Source organism: Methylobacterium sp. Leaf104, assembly GCF_001422885.1.
GTDB lineage: Bacteria > Pseudomonadota > Alphaproteobacteria > Rhizobiales > Beijerinckiaceae > Methylobacterium.
The window spans coordinates 46,717-65,110 of record NZ_LMMZ01000005.1; the positions used below are offsets into that span (position 1 = coordinate 46,717).

The following is an 18,394-nucleotide window of genomic DNA, read 5'->3' on the forward strand; positions in this document are numbered from 1 at the left end:
ATTGCCCGGTCATCCCATCGATCTACATGACACAGGCACAACCAAAAAATGGAATTATTCCAAGTTAGATCTTTGATATTGCTTGGAAATTAACTGGACTCGAACGTCCCGTTTCGCCTATCGCTTCAATCTCTCGGAGGTTGATGCGATATGGCAAAGCAGGTCCCAACGTGCGCAGGCACACTCGACATGCTGTGCCCGCGAAATGGGCGGCGGCAGCAACCCGCCAAACCGTCCGCCGTAGGGCACCTCGTTCTCGTCGGCGGCCTCGCCTCTATCGGACTGGTCACGGAGGTTTCCGCCCAAGCGCAGGTCGACCTCGAAGAGTTGTCCGTGATCGGACAGGGATCGTCGGTGGCGAAGAACGGCCAGCCTCTGCCGACCGGTATCGTCGGTCAGCCTCCGCCGGCCTATGCGGGCGGCCAGCTCGGCTCCGGCACCCGACTCGGCGTGCTCGGCAACCGAGGCGTCTTCGATACGCCGTTCAATACGGCGGGCTATACCGAGAAGCTGATCCGCGACCAGCAGGCGAAGAGTCTGCTCGACGTCGTCGCCAACGATCCGTCGGTGCGGGCGGTCGGATCGCTCAGCGACGCTTACGGGTCGTCGGTTCTCGTACGCGGCTTCATCCTGCAACCAGCCGATTACGGTTTCGACGGACTGTTCGGCATCGGCGATTTTCGTCGGCCGTTCGTCTTTAACGCCGAGCGCGTCGAGGTCCTGAAAGGGCCGAGCGCCTTAATCAACGGCGCTGCCCCGAACGGCGGCGTCGGCGGGAGCATCAACATCGTCCCGAAGCGGGCCTACGACGAACCGCTGACGCGCATCACGCCGTTCTTCCTCTCGCAGGGCCAAGGCGGCGTGATGGTCGATGTCGGCCGCCGCTACGGTGAGCAGAAGGAATGGGGCGTCCGCGCCAATGGCGTCTACCAGAAGGGCGAGACCGCGATCGACAAGGAGCGGCTCGATCTCGGGTTCGGCTCGCTCGCCGTCGATTATCGCGGCGACCGTTTCCGTGCCTCCCTCGATTTTGCCTACCAGGACAGCACCTACACCCGAAATCGCGGCTTCCTGTTCGTTGGGCCCGGCATCGACATCCCGTCCGCTCCTAGGCTGTCGCGCAACCTCGATCAGCCGGGCCAGTACCAGAAGACCAAGTCGTTCCTCGGTGCGACGCGCTTCGAGTACGATGTCACCGAGAATACGACCGTCTACGCGGCGTTCGGTGCTGGCGTCCTGAACGAGGACGACCTCTCCAGCTTCAAGTTCCTGACCTCGTCGACGGGCGCCTTCTCGAACACCTTCGTCCGGCAGAAGTTCGACAACGAGACCTACACGGCCGAGACGGGCGTGCGGACCCGCTTCGACACCGGTCCGGTCCGCCACACGGCGTCGCTCGCGGCAACGGGTTACTGGAACGAGGTCAGCTATCCGGTTGCGGTGCAGTTCCTGCCGAGCGCCACCCCGTCGAGCATCTATGCACCCGTGCCGATCGCGATCCCGAGCTTTACGGACCGGAACATCGGCGACGCGCGCGGAACCTCGCAGATCTACCGGAGCCTTGCCGTCGCCGACACCCTGTCGTCCCTGGACGGCCGAGTGCAGCTCACGGCCGGCGCACGCGTCCAGCAACTCGCCGGCAAGAGCTTCAACTTTACACCCGACACGCCGGGTTTCGGTCTTGCCACGTCGAGCTACGACAAGACGGTCATCTCCCCGGCCGCCGCGCTCCTGGTCAAGCCGACCGAGCATTTCTCGATCTACGGCAACTACGTCGAGGCGCTGGTTGCGCCACCGGTCTCGCCGATCGTACCCAGCACGGTGCTGCCGCCGATCGTCGCCGACCAGAAGGAGGTCGGCATCAAGTACGATTTCGGTCCCGTGGGTGCGAGCCTTGCCTTTTTCGAGATCAACCGTCCCAACGCGGTGCTGAACCCGGTCTCGCTGGCCTTTACGGCCGACGGACTGCAACGGAACCGCGGCATCGAGCTCAACGTCTTCGGCGAGCCGGTCCCCGGCATACGTCTGCTCGGCGGCGTCGCGGCGATCGACGGTCGCCTCGTGCGAACGGCGGCCGGAGCCTTCGATGGTAACGTGGCTCCCGGCGTGCCTGAACTGACGCTCAACCTCTACGGCGAGTACGACCTGCCCCCCTGGCTGCTTCCGGGTCTGACGGCGACTGGCCGTGTGATCCATACGAGTCGGCAGTTCTACGATCAGGACAACACCCAGAGCATCCCGGACTGGACGCGCTTCGATGTCGGACTGCGCCACACGTTCCTCGGCGCGTGGGGAAAGCCGGTGACCCTGCGTGCCGACGTCGTGAACGTCGCCGGCACGAGGTACTGGAACTCATCCGCCTTCTCCGGGATCCTGTCGCTCGGCACGCCGCGGACCTACCTGTTCTCGGCTCAGATGGATTTTTGAGGGTGGGTGAAGCGAGAGAGACCGCCATGGCCGCGGGCACGCCGCGGGTTCGCAGCTTCCGCATCTGGTCGGCGGTCCACACCTGGACCAGCCTGCTTAGCATGGCATTCCTGCTGATGCTCTGCCTGACCGGCCTGCCGCTGATCTTCCATCACGAGATCGATCATGCCCTCGGCTACGAGCCCGTGCTGCCGGAGATGCCCGCTGGAACGCCCCATCTCCCTCTCTGCAGCCTCGTCGCGGCGGCCGAGGCGAAGAGGCCGGGCGTGGTCGTGCAGTTCGTGTCCTTCGACAAGGACGAGCCGGACGCGGCGCTGGTCGGCCTCGCCCGGGCTCTCCAGCAGGTTCCGAGCGACTACTTTGTCGGGCTCGATCGCAGGACGGCCACGGTTCTGATCGAGGCGCATCCCGGGGCGGGCCCGATGGGCTTCCTCCTCAAGCTGCACACCGACATGTTCCTCGGGTTGCCGGGCAAGCTGTTCCTCGGGGTAATGGGGCTGCTGTTCGTCGTCGCCATTGTTTCGGGCGTCGTGCTCTACGGCCGTTTCATGCGCAAACTCAATTTCGCCACCGTCCGCCGCACACGCAGTGCGCGCATCCGCTGGCTCGACTGGCACAACCTGATCGGGGTCGCGACGGTCGCCTGGGCCCTCGTCGTCGGCGCGACGGGCACGATCAACACTTGGGCCGACCTGATGCTGACGCTCTGGCAAAGAGGCCAACTCGCCGAAATGACGGCGCCTTATCGTGGCGTGCCGCGCCCTCGGACGCGCGTCTCGATCGACACGGCGGTGGCCACGGCCCAGGCGGCCGCTCCCGACATGACGCCGCGCCTCGTCGCGTTTCCCGGCACGGCCTTTTCAAGCGATAATCACTACGCAGTTTTCATGGCCGGGAATACGCCGCTCACCGCGCGGCTACTCAAGCCCGCCTTGATCGACGCGGAGACGGGACGCCTCACCGACATGCGGGCCATGCCCTGGTACGTGCAGGCTCTGTTCCTGTCGCAGCCACTACATTTCGGCGATTACGGTGGCCTGCCGCTGAAGGTCGTTTGGGCGCTTCTAGATGGAGCGACGGTCGTCGTGCTCGGCAGCGGAATCTATCTCTGGATCGCGCGCAAACGCTCAGTCGTTCCATGTGCGGCATCCGCCGTTTCTGGCAACCGCTCCTCATTCCTGGAACCCGACGCGTGATGCCTTCCACCGGTCAAGCACGCCGTATCTGGACGGCGCCGGCCATCATCGCTGCCGTCACGCTGGGCAGCCTAATCGGGGCACTGCTGACCGAGGAGGCCGACCGGGACGCCATCGCCGCTCTGATCCTGTTTCTAACCTTCGCTTATGCCATCGGTCTAGGTCTTTCACGAAGGAAAGACAGTCCAAGGCGAAGTCTGTGATGCCGTCAGCCAACTTCGTACCGTCGAGGCGTATCTATCGGCGCTTATTTGGGATAAGCATGCTATAAATCCTCGTGTTCAAAACGCATTATCTCGAAGCCACATAGTCCGCTTGTAGGCGCCGCCCTGGATGAGAACCTTCAAGCGGACCTTCCCAGCGTCAGCAGAGGGTCGTGAGCGGTCCCTGCGGCTATGCCCGCTTCGATGCATCTCCCTTCCCAAAAACGGACCGGCAGAAATCCACCCTTCTCGGACATTCAGGGCGGATACCATCCGTCGGATTTTGACCACTCGATCTCAATGACTCAGCCAGTGCGCCCGTCGTGCCTCCATCGCCGCCGGCGGATGAGTTGCGGAACGCGGGGCCGGCCGGCGGTATCGAGGCCCATCGCGACGAGCCGCGGAAGCTGGAGCCCCTCTTCCTTCGACTGCTCTCGCCTGATCGAGAACTGCGCCTCGGTCGCGACCCTCGCGGCGATCATCGCCGACACCGTGCTGTCCGGCTTCGCCCCGGAGCTGCTCGACGCGGACTCAACCGGTCAGCTCCGTCCTCGCCTGCCTGATCCTGGCCTGACTGCCCGTTTCCGCCCGGGCGCAGATCGCCTGCCGGCGCCGTTCCCCAGGCCGTCGCTGCCTCGACCTGAGGCGGGCAGGACGGACCCTGATGGTCTTCAGCCGGGACGACCGCCCCGTCGAGGCGGCGGACCCGCGTGATCCAACTCCAAGGCGGCCGGCGGCGCGAGGCCGCCTCGGATGCGGCCCGGCCGTGACCGCCCGCTACTTCGGCAGGGCGTAGATGTTCACGTCGAGCTTCTCGTCGGCCTTGTCGTTCAGGTCGGTCACGTATTCCTCGATGAACCGGTCCTGCACCACGATGTCCTTGGCGTCGAGATAGGCCGTCAGGGTCTCGTAGGTGCCGTCGATCTCGTCGTAGGAGCCCTTGTGCGGGAAGCGCAGGGCGCGTCCGCTCGGTGTCGAGCCGAAGCGCAGACCGTCGGCCTCGGCGGGCTTGGGGTCCGGCATCGCGGCGATCGGGATCATCGCGTCGTACTGGAAGCCATCGTCGTCGGTCTTGGCGAAGACCGCGATCGGACGTCCCACCGCCTGGATGCCGGCCCTGGCCAGATCCGCCTCGATGCGCTGGAAGGCCGCCTTGAGGCTCGGCACCGCCTCCTCCCACTTCGTCCGCCCGGCGAGGATCGCGGCCGGCTTGGCGGGCAGCGAGACCTCGTCGACGTCGTTGGCGTCGCCGGGCGTCGCCACCAGGGTCTGGCGCGGGCCGGCCGGCGGCGTCGCAGAGGGGGCCGCGCCGGCCTGGGCCGGCACCGGGATGTCCGCCGTGCCCGGCGTCTTCGGATCGGGATTGGTGGTGGTCGGCAGCGGATCGGCCGTGGCCGGCGGCGTTACCGGCTGAGCCGGAGCCGGGCTCGCGGCCCAGGCAACCGAGAGAACGAGGCCCCCGGCGAGCATCTTCAAGCTTGGGCGGGTCAAGGCGGTGGCTCCGGATCGGCGCGGGGCAGGTCGAATCGCATGCCTCCGGGCCCGTCCCGGGAAACTAGGCGCGATGCCTCCGCCCGGCGAGACGTCCCGGGTGTCGCGCCGCACGAAGCTGGCGGGGCGCGGCGCTTCTGCAACGCAGCCGCGCCCCCGGAGGCCCGTGCGTGCGCCGTCGCTTTGGCCTATAGCCCCGCGGGAGCCCTCGGCCCCGATGGGGACCGGAGCTCCGCGCGATCGGATACCCCGGACGCAAGGCACAGAGACGAGGCGGCATGAGCGAACTTGCCCATCGGCGGTTCCTGAAGATGCACGGAGCCGGCAACCAGATCGTGGTCCTGGACCTGCGCGGGACACAGACGCAGGTCACGGCCGGGGAGGCGCGCGCCATCGCAGCCTATCCGCGTGCGTCGTTCGATCAGCTCATGGTGATCCACGATGCCCGCACAGCCGCCACCGACGCATTCCTGCGGATCTACAACACCGACGGCTCGGAAGCGGGGGCCTGCGGCAACGGCACGCGCTGCGTCGCCTACGCGATGCTCGACGACCCCGCCATGGCGCGGCCCGCCGAGAGCGGCCGGCTGCTCCTCGAGACCCGGGGCAGCCTCGTGGGCGTCAAGCGCGTCTCCGAGCGTTCCTTCACCGTCGACATGGGCCGGCCGAAGCTGGCCTGGGCCGAGATCCCCCTGGCCGAGCCGTTCCAGGACACCCGCCGGATCGAGCTTCAGATCGGCCCGATCGACGATCCGGTGCTGCATTCGCCCGGCGTCGTGAACATGGGCAATCCGCACGCGGTGTTCTTCGTGGACCGCGATCCCGACACCTACGACCTCGCCCGCATCGGCCCGATGCTGGAGAACCACCCGATCTTTCCGGACCGGGCCAACATCTCGGTCGCCCAGGTCGTCGGGCCGGACCGGGTCAAGCTGCGGGTCTGGGAACGTGGCGCCGGACTGACGCTGGCCTGCGGCACCGCCGCCTGCGCCACCGTGGTGGCCGCCGCACGCCTGCGCATGATCGGCCGCGGCGCGACCGTCGGCCTTCCGGGCGGCGACCTCGTCATCGAGTGGCGCGCCGACGACCACGTGCTGATGACCGGCCCGGTGGCCCTGGAATGGGACGGCAGCCTGCCACCCGGGATCTTCGCGGCCAAGGGCCCGGATGGAGATGCGGCCTGAGATGGCGGTCGAGACCCTGACCTTCGGCTGCCGCCTCAACACCGTCGAGTCCGAGGTGATGCGTGGGCACGCGGAGGCGGGCGCCGCCTCCGGCGATCTCGTCATCGTCAACACCTGCGCGGTGACCGCGGAGGCCGGACGCCAGGCCCGCAAGGCCATCCGCAAGCTCGCCCGCGCACGGCCCGGCGCGGAGATCGTCGTCACCGGCTGCGGCGCCCAGGTGGAGACCGACGCCTACGCGGCGATGCCGGAGGTCGCGCGCCTCGTCGGCAACGATGCGAAGGGCCGGGCGGAGACCTGGTCCCTGCCGGTCCGGCCAGAGGCGCGCACCCGTGTCGACGACATCATGGCGGTGCGTCGGGCCAGCCCGACCCGGATCGCCGGCATCGCCGGACAGACCCGCGCCTTCGTGCCCGTCCAGAACGGCTGCGACCATCGCTGTACGTTCTGCGTCATTCCGTTCGGGCGCGGAAACTCGCGTTCCGTGCCAGTGCCGGATGTGGTCGACCAGGTCGCCCGCATCGTCGAGGCCGGCGGGAGCGAGGTGGTGCTGACGGGCGTCGACCTGACCGCCTATGGGCGCGACCTCGACGCGTCCGGGAGACTGGGATTCCTAATACAGACCATCCTCGCGCGCGTCCCCGGCCTTGCCCGGCTGCGCCTCTCCTCCATCGATTCCATCGAGGCCGACGCGGCGCTGATGGAGGCGATCGCCCACGAGGGGCGGCTGATGCCGCACTTCCACCTCTCCCTCCAGGCTGGCGACGATCTCATCCTGAAGCGGATGAAGCGAAGGCACACCCGCGCCGATGCGATCGAATTCTGCAGCACGGTCAGGAGCTTGCGCCCCGACGCCGTCTTCGGGGCCGACCTCATCGCAGGCTTCCCCACCGAGACCGAGGCGCAGTTCGCCCGCTCCCTCGATCTCGTCGCGGAATGCGGCCTGACCCATCTCCACGTCTTCCCATACTCCGCCCGCCCCGGCACGCCCGCCGCCCGGATGCCGCCGGTGCCCGGCGACGTCGTGCGGACCCGCGCCGCCCGCCTCCGTGCTGCCGGCGACGCCGCCCTGGCGACGCACCTCGCCAGCGAAGTGGGCCGCACGCACCGGGTCCTCACCGAGCGGGGCGGCCTCGGCCGCACGGAAGCCTTCACGCCGGTCCGGCTCCCCTCCGGGACGTCGCCAGGGATCTTCACGGACGTGACGATCGGGGGGCATGACGGCAGGGTGCTGATCGCCGCCTGAGCGGTCTCCGGAAGGCGGCCCGACCTCCCTCAGGACGCGCCCGAGGGCTCGATTCCGCAGGCCGCCAAGCCCGCCCGCATATGCGCCGGTGCAGGTGCCTCGACCCGGATCGGTGGCTTCTTCGGGTAGATCGGCAACCTGAGGGCGCGGGCATGCAGTTGCAGACCCGGCCCTCCGCTGCGGGGCGCGGTGCCGTAGATCGGGTCGCCGAGGATCGGGAATCCCATCGCGGCGCAATGGACCCGCAACTGGTGGGTCCGGCCGGTGACCGGCGAGAGGGCGAGCCAAGTCAGGCCGCCGCCGCGTCCGAGGACCGTGAAGCGGGTCAGCGCAGGGTCGCCGGTCGGATCGGTCTTCATCCACCAGGAGCGCGGGTCGTCGGAGCGTCGCGCCAGCGCCAGGTCGATCGTGCCGGCTTGCTCTTCGGGTCCGCCCTCCACCAGGGCCCAGTAGGTCTTCTCCACCGTACCGCTGGCGGCGAACAGCCTGTTGAGGCGCGCGAGCGCCTTGGCGTGGCGCCCGAGGGCGAGGCAGCCGGAGGTGTCGCGATCGAGGCGGTGTGCGGCCTCCGGCCGGCGGGGCAGCCCGAAGCGCAGGGCGTCGAGGTGATCGGTGAGGGTCTCGCCCCCCTTGGGACCGGGATGCACGGGCAGACCGGCCGGCTTGTCGATGACGAGCACAAGGGCATCGCGATAGAGGAGGCGCGCGCCTATGTCTGTTAGGAGGGCATCGGCTGGGGGCATACCCTCGCGCTAACCATGCCGGGTCCGGGGAGCAAGCGGGAATGAGCGAAGACAAGAGGCCGGGCTGGCTGCTGCGCAAGATGTTCGGCACCAAGGAGGAGGAGCGGCCCGCGCCGGTGCCGGTGCAGCCGCCGGACCCGAAGCCGGTCCAGAGACAACGTCCTGCGCCCGCGGCGGAGCCCGAGCCGGCCGTCGTCCCGACCGCGCCACCGTCGGACTCCCCGGCCTCGTTCTCCGAAGGCCAGCCGGACTTCGCCACCGCCGCGACGGATGTCTCCCACGTGCCCCCACCGCCCGGCGAGCCTGCCACAGGCACGCCCGACAAGAACGCGGTGCCGGACGAACTCGAAGGGGCCGACCTGCAGCCCGTGGAGGGAGCCGAAGAGCGTCCGCCCGCCGGCACGGCCGGCGACGATCCGCATCGGGGCGCCGAGGCCGCCGACACGACGAGCGAGGCCTTCGCCCCGGAACCTGCCGTCGTGCCCGAGCCGGCGCCCATGCCGGAACCCGAGCCCGAGGTCTCGACACAGATCTTCATGCCCGAGCCCGACATGGCGGGGGAGGAGCCCAAGCGTGGTTGGTGGAGTCGCCTCACGGGAGGCATGAAGCGCACCTCCACGGCGCTGACCGAGCGGGTCACCGGCCTGTTCACCAAGCGCAAGCTCGACGCCGATACCCTGGAGGAACTGGAGGACGCTCTGATCCAGGCCGATTTCGGCATCGAGACAGCGATGCGGATCTCGGAGGCCGTGGGCAAGGGTCGCTACGAGAAGGGCATCTCGCCAGATGCCGTGCGAGAGATCCTGGCGACAGAGGTGGAGCGCGCGCTCACCCCCGTGGCGATCCCCTTCCACATCGATTCCACGAAGAAGCCCTTCGTGATCCTGATGATCGGCGTCAACGGGGCCGGCAAGACCACCACCATCGGCAAGCTCGCACTCAAACTCAAGGCGGAGGGGCACTCCCTGATGCTGGCGGCAGGCGATACCTTTCGGGCGGCAGCCATCGAGCAACTCAAGGTCTGGGGCCAGCGCACGCAGACCCCGGTGATCGCCCGGGCGCAAGGGTCGGACGCGGCGGGCCTCGCGTTTGACGCCTACGAGGCGGCGAAAGCCCAGGGCACCGACGTGCTCCTCATCGACACCGCCGGACGACTCCAGAACAAGGCCGGGCTGATGGCGGAGTTGGAGAAAATCCTGCGGGTGATCCGCAAGATCGATGCGCAGGCGCCCCACGCCGTTATCCTCGTCCTCGACGCCACGGTGGGCCAGAACGCGCTGAGCCAAGTCGAACTGTTCTCGAAGGCCGCCAACGTGACCGGCCTCGTCATGACCAAGCTCGACGGGACGGCCCGCGGCGGAATCCTGGTGGCACTGGCGGCCAAGTTCGGTCTGCCGGTTCACTTCATCGGGGTGGGCGAGGGGGTGGAGGACCTGGAGCCCTTCGCGGCCCGTGACTTCGCCCGCGCCATCGCGGGGCTGGACGCCGGCTGAGCCAGCACTCGCCCCTGAAGCGCCTTGTCGCGGCGGGTCATCGCCCGCAATCCCCTAAGATGGACCTCATGCAGATCGAAGCCGTTCCCCCGCGCCGCCACCTTCCGCCCCTCCTCAAGCTCGCCCTCGAGCTCGGGCCACTGATGGTCTTCTTCTTCGGCAACGCCTACGCGGAGCGCCTCGGTGTGCATCCCGACCAGAAGCTGTTCGTGGCCACCGGCATCTTCATCGCCGCCACCGTGGTGGCGCTCGGCATCCACTACGCACTGATGCGGCGCCTGCCCATCATGCCTCTGGTGTCCGGCGTGGTGGTGGTGGTGTTCGGCGGCCTCACCCTGGCGCTCCAGGACAAGACGTTCATCATGATGAAGCCCACCATCGTGAACACGCTATTCGGCCTGGTGCTGCTGGGCGGCCTCGCCTTCGGCAAGTCCTTGCTCTCGGTGGTACTCGACTCGATGTTCGCTCTCACGGAGGACGGCTGGCGCAAGCTCACCTTCCGCTGGGGCATGTTCTTCCTCGTTCTGGCAGCCATCAACGAGGTGGTGTGGCGCACCCAGACGGAAGATTTCTGGGTCAGCTTCAAGGTCTTCGGCATCATGCCGCTGACCATCGCGTTCGCACTGGCTCAAACGCCGCTCCTGATGCGCCATGAGCGCAAAGCGCCAGATGCGGGTGCTGGGCCAGCCTGAGGATATCAGGTCGGGTGACGGTCCTCAGACCTCCCCGAGAAGGCGAGCGTACTCGGCTTCCGGAACACCGTAGGACGCACCGGCGATCGCCAGGAGAACGGCACGATCGCGAATTCCGATGCCACCCCGCCGCATCTTCAGGGCTCCGGCGAGCTCAAGTAGACGCAGCCCGGTGGTCACCCCGGCGCGGCGCACACCAAGCATCAGGGAGAGCGTCTCGTGCGTCAGGGGCAGATCCTCGCGGTCAGCGCGGTCGTGGCACATCAGCAGCCAGCGGGCGAGGCGCCGCTCAATCGTGAAATGCGCGTTGCAGAGGCTGGCCTGAGCGAGTTGCACGGTGAAGCACTGCGCATAGCGCAGCAGGTGTTCGTGCAAGGCCCGGCTCTCGGCCAGGGCATCTCGGAACGCAGCCGCGTCGATCTGCACGGTCCGGCACGGCACTTGGACCAAGACGGTGTGCGGTGACGCGCTGACACCATTCAGCAGGGCGAGGCCGACCATCCCCTCCGGCCCGACTATACCGGCCTCGACTTGGCATCCGTCCACGGTGTGGGCGATGACGGAGATCATTCCCGGCTCGGGAAAATGCACTGCCGCGATCGACTCGCCAGGAGCTTCCAGACGCGCGCCCTGGTCGAACGAGCATCGCACCATAGATGGTCGGAGACGCTCGAACTCACGTGGGGGCAATGCGCGAAGGAGGCGGTTGCGAACCTCGGACTGAAGGATGATCGACGTCACAATTCCGGCAATCGATAAGCGGGAGTGCGAACGCAAGGTCACCCGCAGCCCGGATTTCCTGTGGGCGACGGAGCGGACATGACACACCAGCTCTCTATTGGAAAGAGAATGCCGAGTCGTATCTCAGTCCGCCATCAGACAAATAGCACTTCTTGGAACTACGAACACAACCCTAAGCGCGCAAGCCCAACCAGTACGTTGAGATAGTATAGATTTCTACAGTAATATAATAATAAAACTACCAATAATTCGTTCTATTTCAAATTGTATTCGCCATCGCGGGCAAGGCCTGGAGGAATGCATGCCCGACAATACTCGGAAGCGCGGTCCTCGAGCTCCAATATGTCTTCGGAGGGGACTCAGATGGAGGGGAAACTTGATTCGTCGGACCACGAAGTAGACGCTCGATCTCGGGAACACGCATGGCGCGGCACCGTTCAACCTCCGTATGATGCGAGGATATCCAGGCCATTGGCGGATGAAGCCACGATGCCCCAGTATTTCCTGAACATCCGGGACCGAGGCACCCTGATCCTTGATCCCGAAGGCGACGTCCTTCCCGGCCTACGCGAAGCGCGTGATCTGGTCGAGCGAACCGTCCGCGACATCCGCAGGCGCCCGGAAACTTACGGCTGCCCAGACCTTTGGAACAGCCGCAGTTTTGAAGTCACCGATCAATCCGGCGAGATTTTGCTTGAAATCGCCTTTTCCAGCGTGCGGTAACGTACCGGACGAAGCAGAACCAGACGAAGCCTGGCCATGCGGATTGTACGACATAGTACAGATGCCTTCCTACGCGGTTCCTTAGAACCTGGATCCGGCTATGAGAGACATCCGTCCCCTATCCGAGCAGCAAAACGTTCAGTAGCTGCTCTACCGAGCCGCTACGTTTCATGTCGGTGCCGTCCCAGCGATACGTTCGAAACCACCTCCTCAGCATCCTCGATTCCGATGATTATGAGGCGATTCAAGCTGCATCGGAGGGCGTGGCAATGGGGCGTCGGGACATCCTGATCGCTGCCAACAAACCGATTACGCATGTCCATTTCCTGGAGTCAGGCATCGCCTCGGAGGTGGCCGCAACGCCGGAGGGACGCCGCATCGAGGTCTGCATCACCGGCCGGGAGGGCATGATCGGGGTCCCGCTTCTGCTCGACGTCGACCGGACGCCACACGAGACATTCGTGCAGATCGAGGGAGACACCTTACGGATCGAAGCCGCAATCTTTCGGCGCCTCATCGAGGATCGGCAGAGCCTGCGTCGGATCCTTGCTCACTATGCCTATGTGGCCCATCTCCAGACCGCTGGAACCGCGCTCTCCAACGGCAGTCACGCCCTAGAGGAACGCCTCGCTCGCTGGTTGCTGATGTGCCACGACCGCGTGGACGGGGATGAATTTCCGGTCACCCACGAGTTCCTCTCGACGATGCTCGGCGTACGGCGACCCGGCGTGACGACGGCGATCCACAGCCTCGAGGGGGCCGGCATGATCAAGGCCAGGCGCTCGTACGTACAGGTCCTCGACCGGACCAAGCTGAAGGCCGCAGCCGGCGACAGCTACGGTGTGCCCGAGACCGAGTACCGACGACTGATCCGGTCGGGTCGCTGACCACGCGGCGGGTCAGCGGGACGTGGGGGGGCCTCCGATGGCGCGGATTCTGTCGAGCACGCTCGGATAGCTCTCCGGCGTGAGGATGCCGACGAGCTTGTCGCGGATGATACCGTCCGGTCCGACGATGAAGGTCTCGGGGACGCCGTAGACGCCGAAATCGATTCCGGTTCGCCCCTCCGAATCCATGCCGACCGCCTGGAACGGAACGCCGTTCCGGGTCAGGAAGCGGCGCCCGTTCTCCGCGGTATCCTTGTAGTCGATGCCCACCAAGCGGACGCCGGGCTCGCGCGCCAGCCGCATGAGCTGCGGGTGCTCGACCTGGCAGGGCGCGCACCACGAAGCCCAGAAGTTGACCACCGTGACCTGTCCGAGGAGATCGGCGTGCGACAGGCCGGGGACCGGCGATCCGTCGGCGGCAAGGCCCGGCATGCCGGGAAGGGTGAAGGCGGGCGCCGGCTTGCCGATCAGTGCGGAGGGAATGGCCGCCGGATCAGCGCCCGAGCGCAGCCGCAGAAAGAAGATCCCGGCTAGGACCGCGAAGGTGACGAGAGGCAGGATCACAAGGAGAGACCGTCGGGCCGGCTCCGGGGCCTGCGCGGTGGGCTCCGACGCGCTCAAGACCGGCCTCCCGCATCATCCTTCAGCTCGCCCTGAAGACGCTCCAGGGCCCGTTTCTGGGCTCGATGATCGCGCAAACCGTGGACGACCAATCCAGCGATCACCAGGGTCGCGAAGGCGTAGGCGCCCAGGATGTAGCCGGCATGTTGGCCGAGATTCATGGTCGGGACCACATCAACGAGGGTTTCAGGACGCTCAATTTCCGGGCGCACATCGATGCGAGGCTCACAGACCCTCGACCACCCGGCCGATCGGCGCATGCTCCATCGGCAGGTCACGGCCCGGCACCGGACCGGCATCCAGGCGCTCGGCCTCACGAAGGGTCAGGGCACGCACGCGGCGGCGCAGGATTTCCGTGCGCATGGCGTAGAGATGCTGTGTGACGCCGAGGAGTGTGAAGGCGAGGATCATCTCCAACAGCGGGTAGAGCATGCTCGGATCGATGGACGAACCGCCCATCCGCATGATCGAGGCGGGCTGATGCAAGGTCGACCACCAGTTCACCGAGAACTTGATGATCGGCAGGTTCACCGCGCCGACCAGAGTGAGGATGGCAATGGCGCGTGCGGCCCGGTTCGGGTCCTCGATCGTTCGCCACAGCGCTATGATTCCGCAATAGATCAGGAACAGCACGAGCATCGACGTCAGGCGCGCGTCCCAGACCCAGTAGGTGCCCCACATGGGCTTGCCCCACAGCGACCCGGTCACGAGGCAGATCAGCGTGAAGGCCGCTCCGATCGGAGCGGCTGCACGCTGGGCGACGTCCGCCAGGGGGTGACGCCAGACCAGCGTTCCGACGGCGGAAATCGCCATGGCGCCGTAGAAGAAGACGCCGAGCCAGGCCGCCGGCACGTGGATGTACATGATCCGCACGGTCTCGCCCTGCTGGTAGTCGGGCGGCACGACGAACCAGGTCAGATACAGGCCGATGACGAGCAGCAAACCCGACAGTCCGGCGAGCCAGGGCATCGCGGGCTGAGTCCAGCGCAGGAAGTGGCCGGGATGGGCGATGCGTGTCCACATGGTCCGGCCCTCTAGCCCAAGGTGCGGTGCAGCAGCAATGCGTGGGTTACGCGCAGGACGCGCGATTCCGGTCACGTTCTCAGGCGCTCACCCGCCGGCCTGGAAGCCATCGAGCGGAGCCACGACGCGGCAGACGAGGCCGCCCGGAAGGTATTCGAGGCTGACGGTGCCGCCGACGGCCCCGACGAGGCCGCGCTCGATCAGCCGCGAGCCGAACCCCTTGTGCGTCGGCGGGGTGACGCCGGGCCCATCCATCTCCGACCAGATCAGCCGGACAATGGTGCCGGCGGCGCCGTCGTCGAGGCTCCAATCCAGGGTGACGCGGCCATCGGGAACCGAGAGGGCACCGTACTTGGCCGCATTGGTCGCCAACTCGTGCAGCATGAGCGCGAGAGCCAGGGCCGCCTTCGATCCGAGAAGGACCGGCGGCCCCGAGACATGGAAGCGGCCGGGCTGCCGGTCGTCGTGGATCGAGAGGGCACCGCGCATCACCGCCTCCATCTCGGCACTCTCGTGCGCGCCGGAGAGCAGGATGTCGTGCGCCTTGCCCAGGGCGATGAGGCGGGCGGCGAGGGCTTCCTTGGCCGCCTCGATATCGGTGACGCTGCGCAGGGTCTGCGAGGCGATGGCCTGGACCATGGCGAGGGTGTTCTTCAGGCGATGGCTCAGCTCCCGGTTGAGGGTGCGCTGCTGCTCGTCCGCCTCGATCCGGGTCAGGCCACCCCAGGCACGATCGGCCACCTCTCGCGCGAAGGCGATCTCGCCGGCACTCCAGGCGCGGGGCTCCCGGTCGAGAACGTACAGGATGCCGACCAGCCGTCCCCGACGCAGGACCGGTACCTTGATGACCGCCCGCATCCCGAGCCGCGCATAGCCCTCCGGATCGTCGACGCGCTCGGGGGTCGCCGCCACGTCGGCGACGCTGATGATGTCGCCGCGACCCAATCGGTCGACGCTCGCGGCCAGGGTCGAGCGGGACGCGGTCGGCAGGCCGAGGGCGATGTTGGGGTCCGCGACACCTTCGGCGGTCCAGTCGGGATTTAGCGAGGCGATCTGGCCGCCGGGATCGACCTGGGCATAGCCGGCGCGGGCGACGGCGAGGGTCCGGCCCAGGCTTTCGGCCGTGGCCGCCACCACGTCCACATGGGTGTGCAGGTCGCGGAGGCGATCGCTGAGACCGATCAGGGCCTCGCGGCGGGCCTCGGTGCGCTTCTCCTCGGTGATGTCCTCGATCATCGCCGTGGCGTGGACCTCGCCCCCCAGGCGCTGCGAGACGAGATTGACCCGCGCCCAGATGATGCGTCCGTCCATGCGGCGGTACCGCTTCTCCAGGCGCAGCTGCAGGGTTTCCCCGTTGGCGAGGCGCGCGTGCAGGGCGGCCCGGGCGTCGTCGTCCTCGGGCGGGGTCCAGCGGGCGAGCGAGTGCCCGAGGATCTCGGATTCCGGCGCCCCCCAGATCTCGCAGAGCTTGGCGTTGACCGCGAAGGCGCGGACGGTGCGCGGATCGAACTGGACGATGCCGATATTGGCGCCCTGGAACACTGCACGGAATTGGGCACCGACGCGGTTGCGCTCGGTGAGGTCGAGCATCGCGACGACCACCCGCAGGGCAGTCCCGTCCGGGTCGCGGACCAGGGCTCCCCGGTCGAGGACGTCGGCGTAGCTGCCGTCGGCGCGCAGAAAGCGGTACTCGTGGCTCCAGGTCTCGCCGTCGCCCGCGATGGCGCTGCGCAGGCCGGCCTCGACGCCGGACCGGTCGCCGGGATGGATGTGGGCGAGCCACCAGGCGCAGGTCGGCGCGACCGCGTCCGGCGCCCAGCCGTAGGCGGCCAGGTCGGTGTTCCACCGCATGGTGCCGGTGGCGAGGTCCCAGTCGCGGATGGCGTCGCGGGTGGGACGGACGGTCCGCTCGGCCGTCTTCGACGCGGTGACGTCGCGCATCGTGCCGACGAGGCGGGCCGGGTGTGCGTGGTCGACCACGCGGCGCGCGCGGGCCAGTATCCAGCGGGGTCGTGTCGAGGTCGCGCTCCGGAAGGTGCAGTCCAGCGTCCCGGCACCCGCCGGATCGAGGGCGGCGCCGAAAGCCGCGTTCACGACGGCGCGATCCTCGGAGTGAAGGGCCGGAAGGAACCCTCCGGCATAGGCGACGGGTCCGTCCCGGGCGAGGCCGAGCAGGGTCTGGAGGCGGGCGTCGCCGCGGAGGGTCCCGGCGGCGGGGTCGTAGGCGAACAGACCGAGGCCCGTCGGGTCCGCCGCGAGGCGCAGGAGCACCGCCGCCTCGGCGGGATCGAAGGCGGGGTCGACGGCGGTCGTCCCGTCTCCGTCGGCCGGGGACGGGACGACCGAGGCCGGGCCGGGCTTCTGGTCTGCGGCGCGCTTCGTCATCGGGGGCGGGCGGGGGATCGGATCGTCGCGAGAGAGGGGGTCAGGCCGGTTCGGGCGTCGCGAGTTCGCGCGGCGCCTCGGTCTCCCGCCGGTCGGGAGGCGGCTCCACCGCCACGAGGGCGCCGCCGGGATCGTAGACCGCACCGAGCACCGTCTCGTAATGGTTGCGGACGACGCCGTGGCACTCGCAGGCGGCCATCTCCGCCAGCGCCCGGCTGCGGATGGTGATGCGGCCGCGCCCGACCTCGATCAGGCCCTGCTGCTGCAGGGCCCGCAGGATGCGGGTGAGGTAGGTCCGCTGCACCCCGAGCATGGCGGCGAGCAGCTCGTGGGTCACGGGCAGGACGTCGGTGCCGATGCGGTCCTGCAGGGTCAGGAGCCAGCGCAGGCAGCGCGACTCGATCGGGTGCAGGGCGTTGCAGGCCACCGATTGCAGGACCTGGGCGAGCAGGCAGTCGGCGTAGCGGGTGAACAGGTTGCGCAGGGCCGGGGAGTGCCGCTTGGCCTCCTGGAGGCGCAGCGCGTCCATGCGCAGGATCGGGCCGCCGATCTGAACGACGGCGTTCGAGGAGGCGGGCAGGAAGCCACTGCTGACCACGCCGCCGACGGCGCCCTCCCGTCCCACCGTGGCGACCTCGGCGCTGCGGCCGTCGCGCATGGCGACGATGAGGGTGACCACCGTCTGCCGGCACGGGAAGGCGATGGTGGTGACGTCGCTGCCGGCCTGGAACAGCGATTCGCCGCGTTCCCGCGGCAGGGGGTCGAGATGGGGGTCGAGCAGGGCGCGGTCCTCGGGCCGGAGGCCGTCGAGGAGAAGGTTGCCCGTGAGTCGATCGGAGGCCGGGCCCATGCAACGCGCTGTGTTCACCGTCTGTCTCTCCGGCCTCTAGCGCAGAGCCGTCGCATCCGTCTGTCTACAAGTAGACCTTTGCTGAGACAATTTTGTCGTTTTGATGGGAAGGCCGGCGGAATGTTTGACGAGTGCGGTGAAATCCCGATCCGGGAGGCGTCGGCCGTGGGAAAAGCTGATTCGCTGCGGGCTCAGCGGGCCTGTCCGGCCTCGTCGCCCTCGCCGATGCAGTCGAGCGCCCGCTCCACCGCGGTCACCGCGTCCAGGAGGTTCTGGACCGTGCGCTCGACCTCGCGGGCCGGGCGTCCCATGGCGGCGGCCCGGGCGCTCACGAGCTCCAGCTGCTCCAGGAGCGCGAAGAGGTCGTCGGCGACGGCCACCACGTCGGTGACGACGACCGGCGGAGCGGCGGGGCGGCGGAGGAAGGGGACGACGTTGCTCATTGGCACCATGTCTCGCGTGTTCGCGGGCAAAGCGCCAGCCTGGGAA

General features: G+C 67.8%; 19 protein-coding genes. 9 read left to right on the forward strand and 10 right to left on the reverse strand.

Features of this window, described 5'->3' with window-relative positions; translation table 11 throughout:
• The first annotated feature begins 150 nt into the window (after positions 1–150).
• From ASF49_RS06725 to ASF49_RS23525, 3 genes are read left to right on the forward strand one after another with little or no spacing between them, the layout of a single operon-like run.
• Positions 151–2,427, forward strand: coding sequence for a TonB-dependent receptor (locus ASF49_RS06725; RefSeq protein ID WP_082510937.1), 2,277 nt, complete (start codon positions 151–153; stop codon positions 2,425–2,427).
• Positions 2,428–2,453: 26 nt separating this feature from the next.
• The gene (locus ASF49_RS06730; protein WP_056469679.1) at positions 2,454–3,623 is read left to right on the forward strand and encodes a PepSY-associated TM helix domain-containing protein; all 1,170 of its coding nucleotides are present in this window, start codon (positions 2,454–2,456) and stop codon (positions 3,621–3,623) included.
• Positions 3,620–3,826 carry a hypothetical protein gene (locus ASF49_RS23525; protein ID WP_156652900.1) on the forward strand — a complete coding sequence of 69 codons (207 nt, stop codon included), beginning with the start codon at positions 3,620–3,622 and terminating at the stop codon, positions 3,824–3,826. Before ASF49_RS06730 ends, ASF49_RS23525 begins: the two co-directional genes overlap by 4 nt.
• Positions 3,827–4,131: 305 nt before the next feature.
• Here the strand turns inward: ASF49_RS23525 and ASF49_RS23530 are convergent, their stop codons facing one another.
• A complete protein-coding gene (locus ASF49_RS23530; RefSeq protein WP_156652902.1) occupies positions 4,132–4,317 on the reverse strand; it encodes a hypothetical protein in 186 nt (61 codons plus the stop codon).
• Positions 4,318–4,603: 286 nt separating this feature from the next.
• Entirely contained in the window at positions 4,604–5,296 is a 693-nt protein-coding gene (locus ASF49_RS06735) for a GyrI-like domain-containing protein (RefSeq protein ID WP_082510967.1), read from the reverse strand.
• Between the two features lie 299 nt (positions 5,297–5,595).
• Between ASF49_RS06735 and dapF the strand changes: the two genes are divergently transcribed.
• Complete coding sequence (dapF, locus tag ASF49_RS06740; protein WP_056469685.1) at positions 5,596–6,501, forward strand: diaminopimelate epimerase; 906 nt, start codon at positions 5,596–5,598, stop codon at positions 6,499–6,501.
• 1 nt (position 6,502) lies between these two features.
• Positions 6,503–7,747, forward strand: coding sequence for a tRNA (N(6)-L-threonylcarbamoyladenosine(37)-C(2))-methylthiotransferase MtaB (mtaB, locus tag ASF49_RS06745; RefSeq protein WP_056469687.1), 1,245 nt, complete (start codon positions 6,503–6,505; stop codon positions 7,745–7,747).
• Between the two features lie 29 nt (positions 7,748–7,776).
• Here mtaB and ASF49_RS06750 read toward each other — a convergent pair whose 3' ends face one another.
• Positions 7,777–8,490, reverse strand: a complete 714-nt coding sequence (locus tag ASF49_RS06750) for an RluA family pseudouridine synthase (protein WP_056469689.1) — start codon at positions 8,488–8,490, stop codon at positions 7,777–7,779.
• A 41-nt stretch (positions 8,491–8,531) separates the two neighbouring features.
• Here ASF49_RS06750 and ftsY point away from each other — a divergent pair, with 41 nt between their 5' ends.
• Positions 8,532–9,983: a signal recognition particle-docking protein FtsY gene (ftsY, locus tag ASF49_RS06755; protein WP_056469697.1), complete on the forward strand. Its 1,452-nt coding sequence runs from the start codon at positions 8,532–8,534 to the stop codon at positions 9,981–9,983.
• A gap of 68 nt (positions 9,984–10,051) precedes the next feature.
• Positions 10,052–10,675, forward strand: a complete 624-nt coding sequence (locus ASF49_RS06760; protein WP_056470052.1) for a septation protein A — start codon at positions 10,052–10,054, stop codon at positions 10,673–10,675.
• A gap of 24 nt (positions 10,676–10,699) precedes the next feature.
• Here ASF49_RS06760 and ASF49_RS06765 read toward each other — a convergent pair whose 3' ends face one another.
• Positions 10,700–11,329 (reverse strand): Crp/Fnr family transcriptional regulator, encoded by a 630-nt coding sequence (locus tag ASF49_RS06765; RefSeq protein ID WP_082510939.1) that lies wholly within the window; start codon positions 11,327–11,329, stop codon positions 10,700–10,702.
• A 576-nt stretch (positions 11,330–11,905) separates the two neighbouring features.
• On the opposite strand from ASF49_RS06765, the gene ASF49_RS06770 reads away from it, so the two are divergent.
• Positions 11,906–12,139 (forward strand): DUF6894 family protein, encoded by a 234-nt coding sequence (locus ASF49_RS06770; RefSeq protein ID WP_156652904.1) that lies wholly within the window; start codon positions 11,906–11,908, stop codon positions 12,137–12,139.
• Between the two features lie 170 nt (positions 12,140–12,309).
• Positions 12,310–13,026 (forward strand): Crp/Fnr family transcriptional regulator, encoded by a 717-nt coding sequence (locus ASF49_RS06775; protein ID WP_056469708.1) that lies wholly within the window; start codon positions 12,310–12,312, stop codon positions 13,024–13,026.
• A gap of 12 nt (positions 13,027–13,038) precedes the next feature.
• On the opposite strand, the gene ASF49_RS06780 is transcribed toward ASF49_RS06775, so the two are convergent.
• The 6 genes from ASF49_RS06780 to ASF49_RS06800 all read right to left on the reverse strand — a co-directional run bounded on the left by ASF49_RS06780 (position 13,039) and on the right by ASF49_RS06800 (position 18,348).
• Positions 13,039–13,647 (reverse strand): DsbE family thiol:disulfide interchange protein, encoded by a 609-nt coding sequence (locus ASF49_RS06780; RefSeq protein WP_056469710.1) that lies wholly within the window; start codon positions 13,645–13,647, stop codon positions 13,039–13,041.
• Positions 13,644–13,808, reverse strand: a complete 165-nt coding sequence (gene ccmD / locus ASF49_RS22945; RefSeq protein WP_082510941.1) for a heme exporter protein CcmD — start codon at positions 13,806–13,808, stop codon at positions 13,644–13,646. The genes ASF49_RS06780 and ccmD overlap by 4 nt, the downstream gene beginning before the upstream one ends.
• Positions 13,809–13,872: 64 nt before the next feature.
• Positions 13,873–14,670, reverse strand: coding sequence for a heme ABC transporter permease (locus ASF49_RS06785; protein WP_056469713.1), 798 nt, complete (start codon positions 14,668–14,670; stop codon positions 13,873–13,875).
• An 87-nt stretch (positions 14,671–14,757) separates the two neighbouring features.
• Complete coding sequence (locus tag ASF49_RS06790; protein WP_082510943.1) at positions 14,758–17,055, reverse strand: PAS domain-containing protein; 2,298 nt, start codon at positions 17,053–17,055, stop codon at positions 14,758–14,760.
• Between the two features lie 40 nt (positions 17,056–17,095).
• Positions 17,096–17,905, reverse strand: a complete 810-nt coding sequence (locus ASF49_RS06795) for a Crp/Fnr family transcriptional regulator (RefSeq protein ID WP_056469716.1) — start codon at positions 17,903–17,905, stop codon at positions 17,096–17,098.
• A gap of 191 nt (positions 17,906–18,096) precedes the next feature.
• The gene (locus ASF49_RS06800; RefSeq protein ID WP_056220000.1) at positions 18,097–18,348 is read right to left on the reverse strand and encodes a hypothetical protein; all 252 of its coding nucleotides are present in this window, start codon (positions 18,346–18,348) and stop codon (positions 18,097–18,099) included.
• Positions 18,349–18,394: the final 46 nt, after the last annotated feature.

Coding starts and splice junctions, on each gene's coding strand:
- ASF49_RS06725 (WP_082510937.1), top strand. CDS start 151: ATGGCAAAGCAGGTCCCAACGTGCGCAGGCACACTCGACATGCTGTGC.
- ASF49_RS06730 (WP_056469679.1), top strand. CDS start 2,454: ATGGCCGCGGGCACGCCGCGGGTTCGCAGCTTCCGCATCTGGTCGGCG.
- ASF49_RS06735 (WP_082510967.1), bottom strand. CDS start 5,296: ATGCTCGCCGGGGGCCTCGTTCTCTCGGTTGCCTGGGCCGCGAGCCCG.
- dapF (WP_056469685.1), top strand. CDS start 5,596: ATGAGCGAACTTGCCCATCGGCGGTTCCTGAAGATGCACGGAGCCGGC.
- mtaB (WP_056469687.1), top strand. CDS start 6,503: ATGGCGGTCGAGACCCTGACCTTCGGCTGCCGCCTCAACACCGTCGAG.
- ASF49_RS06750 (WP_056469689.1), bottom strand. CDS start 8,490: ATGCCCCCAGCCGATGCCCTCCTAACAGACATAGGCGCGCGCCTCCTC.
- ftsY (WP_056469697.1), top strand. CDS start 8,532: ATGAGCGAAGACAAGAGGCCGGGCTGGCTGCTGCGCAAGATGTTCGGC.
- ASF49_RS06760 (WP_056470052.1), top strand. CDS start 10,052: ATGCAGATCGAAGCCGTTCCCCCGCGCCGCCACCTTCCGCCCCTCCTC.
- ASF49_RS06765 (WP_082510939.1), bottom strand. CDS start 11,329: ATGGTGCGATGCTCGTTCGACCAGGGCGCGCGTCTGGAAGCTCCTGGC.
- ASF49_RS06770 (WP_156652904.1), top strand. CDS start 11,906: ATGCCCCAGTATTTCCTGAACATCCGGGACCGAGGCACCCTGATCCTT.
- ASF49_RS06775 (WP_056469708.1), top strand. CDS start 12,310: ATGTCGGTGCCGTCCCAGCGATACGTTCGAAACCACCTCCTCAGCATC.
- ccmD (WP_082510941.1), bottom strand. CDS start 13,808: ATGAATCTCGGCCAACATGCCGGCTACATCCTGGGCGCCTACGCCTTC.
- ASF49_RS06785 (WP_056469713.1), bottom strand. CDS start 14,670: ATGTGGACACGCATCGCCCATCCCGGCCACTTCCTGCGCTGGACTCAG.
- ASF49_RS06790 (WP_082510943.1), bottom strand. CDS start 17,055: ATGACGAAGCGCGCCGCAGACCAGAAGCCCGGCCCGGCCTCGGTCGTC.
- ASF49_RS06795 (WP_056469716.1), bottom strand. CDS start 17,905: ATGGGCCCGGCCTCCGATCGACTCACGGGCAACCTTCTCCTCGACGGC.
- ASF49_RS06800 (WP_056220000.1), bottom strand. CDS start 18,348: ATGAGCAACGTCGTCCCCTTCCTCCGCCGCCCCGCCGCTCCGCCGGTC.